The organism is Sphingorhabdus sp. (assembly GCF_035329025.1).
GTDB lineage: Bacteria > Pseudomonadota > Alphaproteobacteria > Sphingomonadales > Sphingomonadaceae > Sphingorhabdus_B.
Genome location: NZ_DAOLHN010000013.1, coordinates 1 through 12,125 on the forward strand (window position 1 = coordinate 1; position 12,125 = coordinate 12,125).

Here is a 12,125-nt window from a genome sequence, read left to right on the forward strand (position 1 = left end):
GCAGCGGATTGAAAATCCGCGTGTCGGTGGTTCGAATCCGCCCCGAGGCACCACTATTCGCCAAAGCATGCATCGCTTTTTTTATATGCCATCAACGGCATACGATTAAACACATTGCTGCGATGCAATCGATTGTTAAACGCCTTGCGGATTTGTGGTTGGGGGCGCATGACTGCTGGCCATGACCGACTTCATCAGGCTCGACAGCGCGGGTTGCACCGCTATTTGGGAAACCAATCCAGACGAAGCTCCGCTGTGGCGCTATTGGGGGCCGCGACTGGCGGATGGGGCAATGCCTGTCGGGTCGTTGCGGGGCACGCGACCGGAGCCCAGTTTTTCGCTGCATTTTGATCAGCCCTTGTCCATTTTCCCCGGCGCCGGCATGGGGTGGTTCGGCCAATCCGCGCTGCTCGCGCATCGAAATGGTGCCGATTGGGCGCAAGCCATAACAGGCTGCAAGGTTGAGCCTGTCGACAATGGGGTTGTCTTTCATTTTTCAGACGAGGTGGCGAAGATCGCGGCCTCCATTACGGTGGTTCTGGACCCCGAAACCGATGTGCTGGCGCTTTCGACTTCACTTCGAAACGACGGTACCGGCCCGCTCGATGTTCAGTGGCTGGCGGCTGGCAATGTACCTTTGCCAGATAATGCAGAAATCGTGCGGTCCTTCGGTGGGCGGCATAATGGCGAGTTTGTGCCCATCGAGGATCGGGTGTCGCGATCCTTGTGGCGGCGCGAAAATCGTCGTGGGCTGACCTCGCACGATTGTTTTCCGGGCGCAGTCGTCGAATGCGCAGGCGGAGTGGCCTATGGTGCGCAGCTTGCCTGGTCGGGCAATCATGTTCAGCAGATCGAATGGCTCGATGACGGGCGCTGGCATTGGCAGATGGGCGAATGGCTGGCCCCGGGTGAGGTCCGGCTGGACAGCGGCGAGACCATCTCTACTCCAGAACTGCTTGCGACCTGCAGCGGGGAAGGAGCCAACGGCGTCGCATGGGCCTTCCACCGCGCAATCCGCAAACGCATCGATTGGCCTGACGGGCGAATGAAGCCGCGTCCCGTCCATCTCAACACTTGGGAAGGCTTTTACTTCGACCACGACCTGGGTGCTTTGAAGGAGCTTGCTGATGCGGCTGCCACCATCGGTGTGGAACGCTTTGTGCTGGACGATGGCTGGTTCCACAGGCGGAACGATGACACCAGCTCGCTGGGCGACTGGTGGCCAGATGCCGACAAGTATCCGGATGGACTGGAACCGCTCGCATCGCATGTGGTCGGGCTGGGTATGGAGTTCGGGCTTTGGGTTGAACCCGAAATGGTCAACCCGGACAGCGAACTGTTCCGCGCCCATCCGGACTGGGCCTTGCACATTGCAGGGCGACCGTTGCTGGCTGCGCGAAACCAGCTTGTCCTTGATATGGGTAGGCCCGAGGTCCGTGATTATCTGTTTGACCAGATATCGGCGCTGTTGCGTGCTTTACCGATTTCCTATCTGAAATGGGACCATAACCGCGATCTGGCGCATGCTGGCGACATTCCAAGATACCGCCATCAGGTGCTCGGAGCCTATGCGTTGTTCGAGCGCTTTCGTGAAGCCTTCCCCGATATGGAAATAGAGGCCTGCGCAGGTGGTGGAGGCCGTATCGATGCAGGAATTGTTGCGCATACGCATCGCTTCTGGACCAGCGACAATATCGATGCGGTGTCGCGAGTGTCGATCCAACGGGGTTTTCTGCAATTCATGCCACCCGAACTGATGGGCGCGCATGTTGGCGCGTCCCCAGCCCACAGCACGGGGCGAAGCCAATCGATGCGCTTCCGGTCCGGCGTGGCGAGGGCAGGGCATTATGGCATCGAGCTTGATCTGAGGAAGTTGGACGAGAAAGATTTGGCCCGGCTATCGGCGGGTATAACCGCTTACAAGGACAGTCGCGATCTGGTTCACAATGGCCGGTGCTGGCGTGGTGAGGCGGCCGATGGTATTAGCTGGCTGGCCTTTGGAGACCCTACGGATTTGATGGTTCAGGTCATCCGTACGTCGCCACAAAGCCTGCGCTTTGCGCCCCAGCTTCGGTTACCGATGCTGGATCCGGGCCGACTTTACACCGCTGAAGCGGAGCGAGGACCGGCTACTACATATAACGGGGATTGGTTGGCAAATGCAGGGCTACCGCTGCCACCGATGAAAGGTGAGGATGTGCTTTGGGTGCGTATTTGTGCAACCTAAGACTGGAACCTCACAGCGAGGGCAGACCGCTGTTGTCCAAATCTTCTACATTCATCATTGCTGGTTGGTCCGACGCCTGCATCAGCCAGCAAGCTATCGCGCCAAAAGCTATCGCAACGCCATAAGGGATCCGTCGGTCAGTGCGTTTTTTGCCGTCTGCATTTTTGGTGAAACGGCGGGTCAAAATGAACAAAATGGCCAGAACCAAACCTGCAATCCCCACCATGAACAGCAGTTTATGCCCCTGCTGCAACGGGAACCATAAGGCGACGGCAGCATAGAGCTTCGCGTCTCCGCCGCCGAACCATTTCATCGCAAACAAGCCCATACCGACGATTAAGGCAATGGCGAAATGGGCGACATGCCACCAGCTGAAAGCGGACAAACCGACTATTGCGACATGACATCCATAAAGTGCAATCAGTAGGACAGGCATAAGGTTCGGGATTTTGAACTGCTTCAAATCCGAATAGGCAGCACCAAGAAGCACGAAAACAGCTGCAGCCAGAATACCGTATTCAATCATGGTGTTGTATTCCTATTTTTAGAAACAGCTTGAATTTTGGACTCTGGAAAATTGGCCCGCGTCCATAACTCGCTGTCAAATCGTTCGCTCTGCAAGATGGCCTGAGCGTAATAAGCGCGCGCGGCTTCATTTCGATCTGCCGCTCTGGCCCCATCGCCGGCGTTGGCCAAAATGACAGTCTGGGTTTGCGGGTCTTGCGTAGCTTCCAGCGGAGCTTCCAATCCCGCATTTGCGCGCAAGGCAGCCAGATTGGCCGTTATTCCAAGATCATTGCCGATCGCAGCCGCGCGTTCCAGATCGGCCAATGCCGCACCCGTCTTGCCAGCATAGGCATAAGCCAGCGCACGATTGTTCAACAATGACGGATTGTTCGGTGCCAGAACCAACGCTTGGTTGAAAGCTTCCAGTGCGGCAGAAGTTTCGCTCTTTCGGACCAGTGCCAGACCAAGAAGGTTCCAGCGACCGGGGTCTTCCGGGCAAGCCTCTACCGATTTGGCCAGCATTGTAATCGCGAGGTTCCAATCGCTTTTCTGATAGGCAAGCCAGCCTGCTACGCCGCCATAACGGCAGTGATCGCTTTCATCAGAAGGCACTTTTTCCAGCGCTTGCTGCGCAGCATTGCTGTCGCCCGCCGCCATATGCATTTCAGCTAGAAGGAGCATCCGGCGTGCCTGTAACGCTTCTGGAAGTCTGCCCTCAAGCCATTGCAGCATTGATCCGGCTTGGGTTGCCCGCCCTGCGGATATTGCCAGCTCTATTTGAGCAAGCTGACTTTCGGCTTCTATCCGATCAAGGCGTACTTCCTCTGCAGTGACCGAAGTCGGGGTCAACAAAAGGATCGCCAAAAGTCCGATGCAACGCTGCATCGCAAAGCTCACAATGCAGCCAGCGAGACCTCTTCCAGACTTTCGTCGTGAAAGAATGCATAAGTGAATGTTTGTATCTCGGCGATTTCAGTAGAATCTGCAGTAACGTTGTCGATGGCCTTTTCAATTTGGGCGCGAGCGATGGCCTCTTTCAATGTCGGGCTTTCGGCCAATCGGACTGCATCACCTTGCCGTTCGACTGCAATCGCTGCGGGAAGCCAGGTGGCGAGGCGCACGCCGAAGCTGTTAAAATCGTCAGCCTTTCTCCAAGCAAGCTTGGGTGTCGAGGCTTTGGTGACCAAACGGACTTCACCCAGCGAAATGCGTTCAAGGCGGATGCCTTCGCGCTGGAACGGCATGACGGCCTGCCTCGGCAAATCTGCTGGCTGCCGCTCGGTAGGCATGAACGGATCGCGTCGGGGGCCGGGTTTCGGCAGGTTACGAGTCTCAATGGCAGCCGGACGGATCGTCATCGCTGCTGTCGGCCGGTAGACTGCAGGTACGATAGCTGCCTTTACGGGGGCGGCCCTTGTCTGGGGATCAGAAGGAGCCACCTGCGTCTCGGGCGTCAGGACAAGAGGACTGGCAACCTCCAACTCAGCAAGCGCCGGAAGGGCGATTTCGACAGGCGAGGGAGGCGAAAGCGTTTTAACTTCCTGCACGACCGCGACAAATTGTGGCGGTTTCAATGGAGCAATTGAAACTCGTTTCGCCTTTTCTACCTCGGGAACAGACTCGCCATGGCGCACAGGCACTTCGATCAAGCCCATGGCCAACTTAAGCTGCCCAGTGCGTTCGAACAGGCGGGCCAGATTCCCACGGTAACGGACATTTTCCGGCTCAACCGAAACGGCAAGTTCGAAGTAACGTTGGGCCAGATCCTGTCTGCCAATCCGGTCATAGGCGATAGCAAGGCCGTTATAGGCATCGCCGCTATTTGGGTTTTCCCGCAATGCATTCCGGAATGCGGATATGGCATTTGCATTCTGTCCAAGCGCCAACAACCCGCGGCCTTCGGCCAGAGGATCGGAGATTTCAGAGCCGCGCTGGGCAGATTCCACGCTCCGGATCTCCAGCTTTGCCTGTGGTTGGAATGCGGAGCAGCCGCCAAGCAATATGAAAGCTGCGACAGAGCCTGCGATTTCGAACTGGTGACGTTTCATCTTCATCCTCCCGCCAAAGCTGGCGCAACTTGCCGGATAACCCTGATAAATGCTGGAAGCATCAGCACGCCGATCATGACTGGCAGCATGCAGGCAACCAATGGGACTGAAAGCAGAACGGGCAATCGATGTGCTTTTTCTTCGGCTCTTAACCGCCGCTTTTCTCGCATTTCATTGGCATAAACCCTGAGTGTTTCACCGATACTCGATCCGAGTTTGTCGGATTGAATCAACAATGTTGCAAAAGATTTGATCTCGTCGACTTGCGATCGATCAGCCATTTTCCGTAATGCCTGCTCACGAGAGGCGCCTGCGCGAAGCTCCAGCGTGACCATGGACAAAAGTTCGGCAATCAATGGATGCGAGTGAACCATTTCTCTGCCCACGCGATCAAATGCTGCTTCCATGCCAAGACCAGCTTCTACGCAAACCAGTGTAAGATCGAGGCAGTCCGGAAAGCCATTGACCATAGCCTCGCGACGGCGATCTGCTTTTGCCGAGATAAAAAGATTGGGAACGTACAGTCCGAACACGGCCAGCAGGACGCCGAAAATATATAGCTTTAATGCCGATACTTCGATGCCGCTCACGAAAATATAGAGCAGTAGCAAACCGGGCAGCAGGAAAAGCGTGATCATTCGGATAAGAGTGAACAGCTTTGGCGCAGTCGGCGAGGTATATCCTGCCGCCATCAGTTGTGCCCGTAACTTGTCTCCCTGGGAGTCAACCAGGGAAATACCCGCTTTTTCAATACGGTCTGTCAATTTTGCCCAGCCAACTGCGATCCGGTCGCGCCGCAGACTGGCGCCTTGGGTTGTGCCGCGATTTCCGGAACCAAGCTCTTCAAGCCTTCCACGCACCGCCGAGCGGTTCAGGAGATAGTTTGAAGCAAGCGTGACAAGGACAACCACGAAAAGGAAGATCAGCACCAACAGGGCGATCCGCATAGTCGTCGAAAGGGCAAGGTTGGCTAGCATTTCAAACCTTAAGATCAATCAGTCGGCGTATGGATATGAAGCCGATGATGTAGAGAACGATCAGCCCGATGAAGCCAATCGGAAAAATCGGATCCTGTGCCACGTCGATGTAGAAGGACGGGTTTATCAGAAACAGTCCGCTAAACGTCATGATGGGCAGGGCAGTAAGAATCAGCGCCGTCATCCGACCTTCCGAACTTAGCGCACGCACCTTCATGTACATAGTGTGACGATCACGGATGACGGCCGACAGATTGGCGAGGATTTCGGCCAAATTACCACCGGTTTCATTCTGCACGGACAGCGAAACCACGAACATCTGGATATCGTCGATTCCCCAACGATCAGCCATATTCTGCAAGGCATCACGCATGTCAGCACCGTAGGATACTTCGTCGACCACAAGACCGAATTCGGTGCCCAGTGGGTCTTCCATTTCTTTGGTCAAAAGGTCTAATGCCGATGCAATCGGGTGCCCGGATCGCAGGCCACGCACAAAGATATCAAGGGCTACGGGAAACTGTTCTTGCATCCTTTTGCGCCGTTTTGAAGCCAGATGCGAAAGAATCATCATCGGAATGGCGCCACCAAAACATAGCCCCAATGCGATGGAAAGCTGGATAACGCCGAGTCCGATGGCAAAGCCTGCGATGCCAGCACTCAGAAGTATAAGCCCAGCCACCGTCGTTGATGCGATTGCCATGCCCAGCATGATCTGGTGCGGTGGAAAGGGCACGCCTGATGCAACGACAGCGCGTTCGATCGAGCGACCAATTGTGCCGATTATGCCGGACATATCGCTAAAGCTGCCCGGTGCAGATTTGCGGAGGCGTGATGTGACGATTTCGCGATCCAGCCCACCTTCGATCATTTTCAGGCGTTTGTTAATCGCGCGCGAGCCCCTTTGCCGCTGCCGGAGGGTCGCAATCACCCGTTCCGAAACCAGGAAAACGGACGCGAAAATGACGATCAACGCCAATACCCGAAGGACAACGGGATCCATTATTCGATCCTCTTGTCTGGGCGGAACAGATCCGAGTTGAGCGAGACACCATGCGCGGCAAGATCTTCGAGCAGTTTCGGGCGGATACCCGTTGCTTCGAAGTGGCCTATGACCATATTGTTTTCGTCCCGACCTTGCATACGGAAACGGAAGATTTCCTGCATGGTAATGGTTTCACCTTCCATGCCGACAATTTCGGACAGGCTCAAAAGGCGGCGACGACCGTCCGACAAGCGCCCAATCTGGACAACGACGTTAAGCGCCGAAGCGATCTGTGCACGTGCTGAACGCGGCGAAATATCGATACCGCTCATCCCGATCATCTGCTCGATACGCGAAAGCGCGTCGCGCGGCGTGTTGGCGTGAACGGTGGTCATTGATCCATCATGGCCGGTATTCATTGCCTGCAACATGTCGAACGCCTCCCCGGCGCGGACTTCGCCGACGATGATACGATCGGGGCGCATACGCAGGGCGTTTTTCACCAGGTCGCGCTGCGTAACTTCGCCTTTGCCTTCGATATTGGGCGGGCGGGTTTCGAGCCGCGCTACATGGCTTTGCTGCAGTTGAAGTTCCGCAGAATCTTCAATGGTGACAATGCGTTCGCGTTCATCGATGAAGGCAGACATCGCGTTGAGCAACGTTGTTTTACCCGAGCCGGTGCCACCCGAAATCAGCACATTGCGCCGCGCGCGAACCACACCTTTCAACACCTCGGCGATTGGCGTGGGAACACTGCCCAACTCGCTGAGCTTTTCCATATTGATAGGGATTTTGGCAAATTTACGGATTGAGAGCAGCGAGCCATCGACCGCCAGTGGCGGAACAATCGCGTTGACGCGTGAGCCATCGGGCAAACGGGCGTCGACAAAGGGCGACGATTCATCGACGCGGCGACCAACCGCGCTGACGATTTTCTGGATGATGCGCAGCAGATGCTTGTCATCCTTGAAGCGCGTCTCGACACGTTCAAGCACACCCTTGCGTTCAACGAACACGACCTCAGGGCCGTTCACCAATATGTCGGTAATGCTGTTGTCTTGCAAAAGGGGCTCTAGGGGGCCCAGGCCGAGAAGCTCGTCAAGAATGTCGGCGACGAGCTGTTTGCGTTCCTCATGGTTGAGTGCATGTTTTTGCTGGGCAAGCTGTTCGTGTACCAGTTCGCCGATCTCGGTTTCGATCTGCGGCCTGGTCATCGTTTCCAGCGCGGACAGATTGATCAGATCGATCAGCCGACGATGCAGCTCAACCTTAAGATCGATATAGTCCGTGTCTGCTGCATGACGTTCCAGAGCCTTTTTCGCGCTTTCATTCGCGGCAGAGTTCGTATCCAGAACGTCGGCTTTCTTTATCTGCCACATCGTCAGGCGTCCGTTTCTTTCGTGAGCAGTGGCAGCATCGCGGCAATATCTGCGCCGATTTTGCTGCGTGCCCGGATGGCATTGATCAACACACCCTGATCATGTGCGGCACGAACCAGCGGATAATCATTGTGGATGCTATATTCTATCGGATGCCCGAGCGCGTGTGAGGCGTCATCGAGATTTATCGTGCGGAACATCCGCTTTTCTACCCGGTTGGCGATGACGTGGATATTGTCGTGGTTGATATCCTGATTGGCGAGCAATTGCAGCTGGCGCTTTGCCTGGCGCAGGCTGGCCACAGACAATTCGGCCACCAAAAATACAACGTCCGACAATGCGACGAGCGACAAAGTCCAGTTCGTCCAGTTGGACGGCAGGTCGAGGATTACATGATCATATTCCTCACGTGCCAGTTCGATGATGCGAAGCATCTGTTCCGAATTGGCAGCTTCCAGCGGCATGATATCGATGGGGGCCGGGATGACGTGCAGGCCATTGTCGCTTTTCGACACGACCGAACGGAGCAGTTCGCGATCGATACGGGCTCCCGCTGCAATCAGATCGGCAATTGAAAGTTGGGACGAAAGCCCAAGATAAGCACCCGCGTCGCCAAATTGCAGATCAAGGTCGATCAGGCACACACCTTTGCCACGATTGCTCTGCGCCAGTTCGCCGGCAAGGTGTGTGGCAACGGTCGTGGCACCCACGCCGCCAATGCTTTTGAGCACTGAAATCAGCTGCCCTTGCTGTACTTCAGCAGCGCGGCTGGCATCGAGTTCTGCGCAGATTTCGGCGATGATCGATGCCAGTTCCGATTGTGCCAAAGGCAATGCGACGACGTCGCGCACACCCTGCTTCAGCAGCATACGGACCAGAGTCAGATTTGAATCGCGGATCGCGGCGATAATCGGAAGGTCGGGATGTGAGGCCCTGATTTTCTTCAACCGATCGAGCGATTTGGGCATATCCGGGCGGATTTCGAGGATCAATATTGTTGCGGCATCCAACTGGGCTTCGTCGACGCGTGCGTCGGGTGCCATTGTTGCGAGCAGGACCTGAGCTTGCCCGATTGCCACATCGTCAAATTGGGCACTCGTCATTTCGGCTTCGGAAAGGACCAGCAAAACAGAACGCGATTTCAGGTCCAAAACCCAATCCTCCGAAGTGAAAGTTATATATTCAGAAACGCCCATCTAAATTTCCATCCTAATTCGAATAGGTGCCTTGGCCATCTTCCATGGTCAGCGAATAAGTTAGATGACCAAGTGGGGAATTGTTGGAAGTAGAAGCGCCCGCCATTGTCGTAGCGCCGCCAAACAGCATCGTCGTTAATGGAACGAAATTCATATTTCGCAACCCTACCGTTACTATTGGAGCAACATCTGCGCCAGCCGGATCACCTGAAAAGCCAAGATTAGAATGGTCATAGTTCAATACGACGTTGGCTGGTCCAATATCGGATTTGAACGCCTGCATTCGAGCAACAATTCGTGAGAATACGGCATTATCGCCAGTCACATCGAAAGCGCATGTTCCTTTGCAAGTACACGTAACCGCAGTACCATTGCTATCGCACCTAACTCCTGGAAAATCCGATGCGGAAACGGGTATGCCTTGAGTTATTCCGCTCGAAACCGCAAAACTGTATTTGTAGAGCCCGTTTTCAGAGGTGCCGCCAGGAACGAAATCGGTCGCGATGGCGAAACGAGCACCCATTTGCGTTGCTTTTTCTGCACGGTTAGTTTCCCACATATAGCGCCCGACATCAATGATGCCGGCGAGAAAAAGCAAAGCAACCGGCAAGACCAGCGCAAACTCGGCTGCGGGGCCACCGGTTTCATCATGGGCGAGGCGCGAGAGCAACTTCATAGTCCCATCACCGCAGCTTGTGCTTGCGCTCTCAAATTGAGACCTGTCGTGTTAAAGCCAAGATTTTGCAGGATAGATCTGTAAGGTACCGTGGTTGACACGGTTACACGTGGCGCATTGGACAAACCAGTATAGATGCCAGTATTGAGAGCGGTGGCAGGACAATCCACACTGACGGTAACATGGGTGTTGGCCCAGCCATAAACCTTCGCGGCTCCAGTTCCATCGACGGTACCAGTGCGCGTGAGGTTTTTGATCTGGGTTTCCAAAGCCGTGTCCGCAAGGGTCGCGGTGCCGCAAGCAAATTTGGCGAACGGCTGTCGTCCGGCAAAGCGTGCGCCATCACGAACGGCCTTGACCACCCTATGTTCGTTCCAGAAAAAATTGCCCATTTCGAATGAACCGAACATCAGTATCGAAAGCAGCGGAACGAGCAGCGCCATTTCGGCTGCTGCAGCGCCACTATTTTCAGTACGGATCAGAAAGAGCGAACGCATGGCTCATTCCACCAGATACGGCACATCACGGCGCACCGTCTGATTGCCAAAAACACCGGCACCCGCAACTGTCGATTTGCCGATGATTTCCATATAGATTGCGTCTTTAAAGGCGTTCCAGCGCAAAGTGTCATCGCTGGCTGGCTCCACGAGGAAAACATCAACCCATTCGTCGATTACGACAGGTTGTGAGGCACCATTCAAACTGGCGCAGTTGCTGACCACTGCAACCGTCAGAATGCGTCGATTGACATCGCCGGCTGGTAAGCCACATGTTGGCGCACCTCCAGTCGGCATGTTTCCCGCAAGTTCCCACAAATAGGTTTGGTAGCGACTGATTGACTGCCAGTTGGTGGGGCGGTTTGAGTTATGATATTTGGTGAAATAATCCTGTCGCGCCCACTCGCCACTTCCGAAACGCCCGTTACCACCAGGGCAAAATCCCGGAGTGGTCGAGCCAGTGTTGAAGCTGGTATAGTGACAATTATCTCGGGGAAGCCCCATGGCTGCGATGGCATTGGAATTGGAATGTAGTGCGGTAACCGGGTTGTAGGCCCCGCCCGGATTGGCTGGTTTAAACTCGCTACCGCTGTCCGGCAGGCTAAACCCGTTTCCGCCTTGACCGCGCTTGATTTTGCAACTGTTGTTTCCATTGCCCTGCCGCACGTAGTCCATGCGTACATTGGGAGCAGGTGGGCAATTTCCGCCTTCACAAGACGCAAGTACATTCCCGCCGCCATTATTGTTAAAATCGTATATCCCGAATCTGGTGTTGATTGCGTCGTACAATCCTTGCGGATTTCCGGTGCTTACCCTGTTTTCATCGATTTGGACGCAATCAATCGGGGGATTCACGTAAGCGAGCGCCCTTAACAGAGCTGCATTGCGGTTATTGGCGTCGGGATCGTTCACCTGCAAGAATCCGAAGTCGCCCGGAGCCCAAGTATTGTTGCTGCCTGTCCCGGCATCTCCGCCTTGATTGGCATTGTTTTTGGTGCTGCCGCTGCCCGGGCTGTGGCCGGTCGCAACAACACCTTGACCGACTCTGCCATCGGCATTGAAAGGTACAGAAGGATCCGGGCTGCAGATCATGATCGGCGGGACTTTGCACACCGAGGAGCCCAGTCCAGCCATAGCGGTTGCATCGATTGCGCCAGAATTGAAAACACCGACAATCGGGGTCAACGCATAGCGCGCGGTGCGGGCGTTGACCGTAACTTCAACAAAACGGGCATTGGCGTCGGTGGTCGCCGCCGTTGTCTTTGCTTTGTTTTGCCAGAATTTGATCTTGCCGGTTGCGTCGCACGTCGCTTCACCGGTCACCGTAATGTCCGGGGTGCCGCCCACATTGGAATATACCGTCCGGTTGGCAAGATGCGAAACCGCAGCGGCGGATGCACGGGAGCATGCCCCGGCTTTTCCGTCCAATTGCGTTACAGAGGCGAGGGCTGCCTGATCCGCTGCATTTTGCAGCTCTGTGTCCATGGCAGCCAGTCGGGCATAATCAAAGGCTATGCCACCGATCGCGACCAACGCAGGTAAAGCCAAGGCGTAAACGGAGGCGACAGCCCCGCTTTCTTCACGCCAAAGTCTCTTCCCTATCGACCGTATCACCTTCCATCTCCTTACGTCT

Annotated in this window: 12 protein-coding genes; 2 read left to right on the plus strand and 10 right to left on the minus strand. The window is 55.2% G+C overall.

The genetic code is table 11. The features are described 5' to 3' along the window. The coding region (locus PKC81_RS05105) for a hypothetical protein (RefSeq protein WP_324333767.1) at window positions 1-185 on the plus strand (185 nt) is incomplete at its 5' end. Beyond that, window positions 182-2,227 carry an alpha-galactosidase gene (locus PKC81_RS05110; protein ID WP_324333769.1) on the plus strand — a complete coding sequence of 682 codons (2,046 nt, stop codon included), beginning with the start codon at window positions 182-184 and terminating at the stop codon, window positions 2,225-2,227. The genes PKC81_RS05105 and PKC81_RS05110, both read left to right, overlap by 4 nt. Window positions 2,228-2,237: 10 nt before the next feature. On the opposite strand, the gene PKC81_RS05115 is transcribed toward PKC81_RS05110, so the two are convergent. Genes PKC81_RS05115 through PKC81_RS05160 form a run of 10 tightly spaced genes read right to left on the minus strand, consistent with a single transcriptional unit; the run spans window position 2,238 to window position 12,106 of the window. Next, window positions 2,238-2,753, minus strand: coding sequence for a prepilin peptidase (locus PKC81_RS05115; protein ID WP_324333771.1), 516 nt, complete (start codon window positions 2,751-2,753; stop codon window positions 2,238-2,240). Then, the gene (locus PKC81_RS05120; protein WP_324333773.1) at window positions 2,750-3,619 is read right to left on the minus strand and encodes a tetratricopeptide repeat protein; all 870 of its coding nucleotides are present in this window, start codon (window positions 3,617-3,619) and stop codon (window positions 2,750-2,752) included. The genes PKC81_RS05115 and PKC81_RS05120 overlap by 4 nt, the downstream gene beginning before the upstream one ends. Window positions 3,620-3,627: 8 nt before the next feature. Beyond that, window positions 3,628-4,782, minus strand: coding sequence for a tetratricopeptide repeat protein (locus PKC81_RS05125; RefSeq protein WP_324333775.1), 1,155 nt, complete (start codon window positions 4,780-4,782; stop codon window positions 3,628-3,630). 2 nt (window positions 4,783-4,784) lie between these two features. After that, window positions 4,785-5,729 (minus strand): type II secretion system F family protein, encoded by a 945-nt coding sequence (locus tag PKC81_RS05130; RefSeq protein WP_324333776.1) that lies wholly within the window; start codon window positions 5,727-5,729, stop codon window positions 4,785-4,787. Between the two features lie 31 nt (window positions 5,730-5,760). Continuing rightward, the gene (locus tag PKC81_RS05135; protein ID WP_324333778.1) at window positions 5,761-6,762 is read right to left on the minus strand and encodes a type II secretion system F family protein; all 1,002 of its coding nucleotides are present in this window, start codon (window positions 6,760-6,762) and stop codon (window positions 5,761-5,763) included. Continuing rightward, window positions 6,762-8,123: a CpaF family protein gene (locus PKC81_RS05140; RefSeq protein ID WP_324333780.1), complete on the minus strand. Its 1,362-nt coding sequence runs from the start codon at window positions 8,121-8,123 to the stop codon at window positions 6,762-6,764. The genes PKC81_RS05135 and PKC81_RS05140 overlap by 1 nt, the downstream gene beginning before the upstream one ends. Window positions 8,124-8,125: 2 nt before the next feature. After that, window positions 8,126-9,319, minus strand: coding sequence for an AAA family ATPase (locus PKC81_RS05145; RefSeq protein WP_324333782.1), 1,194 nt, complete (start codon window positions 9,317-9,319; stop codon window positions 8,126-8,128). 13 nt (window positions 9,320-9,332) lie between these two features. Next, window positions 9,333-9,995, minus strand: coding sequence for a TadE family protein (locus PKC81_RS05150; protein ID WP_324333784.1), 663 nt, complete (start codon window positions 9,993-9,995; stop codon window positions 9,333-9,335). After that, window positions 9,992-10,492 (minus strand): TadE/TadG family type IV pilus assembly protein, encoded by a 501-nt coding sequence (locus tag PKC81_RS05155; RefSeq protein WP_324333786.1) that lies wholly within the window; start codon window positions 10,490-10,492, stop codon window positions 9,992-9,994. The genes PKC81_RS05150 and PKC81_RS05155 overlap by 4 nt, the downstream gene beginning before the upstream one ends. 3 nt (window positions 10,493-10,495) lie before the next feature. Beyond that, window positions 10,496-12,106, minus strand: coding sequence for a TadE/TadG family type IV pilus assembly protein (locus PKC81_RS05160; protein WP_324333788.1), 1,611 nt, complete (start codon window positions 12,104-12,106; stop codon window positions 10,496-10,498). Window positions 12,107-12,125 lie beyond the last annotated feature (19 nt).

What these genes read in the sequence shown, in the direction of transcription:
- PKC81_RS05115 (WP_324333771.1), bottom strand. Translation starts at nt 2,753, where the DNA reads ATGATTGAATACGGTATTCTGGCTGCAGCTGTTTTCGTGCTTCTTGGT.
- PKC81_RS05150 (WP_324333784.1), bottom strand. Translation starts at nt 9,995, where the DNA reads ATGAAGTTGCTCTCGCGCCTCGCCCATGATGAAACCGGTGGCCCCGCA.
- PKC81_RS05135 (WP_324333778.1), bottom strand. Translation starts at nt 6,762, where the DNA reads ATGGATCCCGTTGTCCTTCGGGTATTGGCGTTGATCGTCATTTTCGCG.
- PKC81_RS05120 (WP_324333773.1), bottom strand. Translation starts at nt 3,619, where the DNA reads ATGCAGCGTTGCATCGGACTTTTGGCGATCCTTTTGTTGACCCCGACT.
- PKC81_RS05145 (WP_324333782.1), bottom strand. Translation starts at nt 9,319, where the DNA reads ATGGGCGTTTCTGAATATATAACTTTCACTTCGGAGGATTGGGTTTTG.
- PKC81_RS05140 (WP_324333780.1), bottom strand. Translation starts at nt 8,123, where the DNA reads ATGTGGCAGATAAAGAAAGCCGACGTTCTGGATACGAACTCTGCCGCG.
- PKC81_RS05125 (WP_324333775.1), bottom strand. Translation starts at nt 4,782, where the DNA reads ATGAAACGTCACCAGTTCGAAATCGCAGGCTCTGTCGCAGCTTTCATA.
- PKC81_RS05130 (WP_324333776.1), bottom strand. Translation starts at nt 5,729, where the DNA reads ATGCGGATCGCCCTGTTGGTGCTGATCTTCCTTTTCGTGGTTGTCCTT.
- PKC81_RS05110 (WP_324333769.1), top strand. Translation starts at nt 182, where the DNA reads ATGACCGACTTCATCAGGCTCGACAGCGCGGGTTGCACCGCTATTTGG.
- PKC81_RS05155 (WP_324333786.1), bottom strand. Translation starts at nt 10,492, where the DNA reads ATGCGTTCGCTCTTTCTGATCCGTACTGAAAATAGTGGCGCTGCAGCA.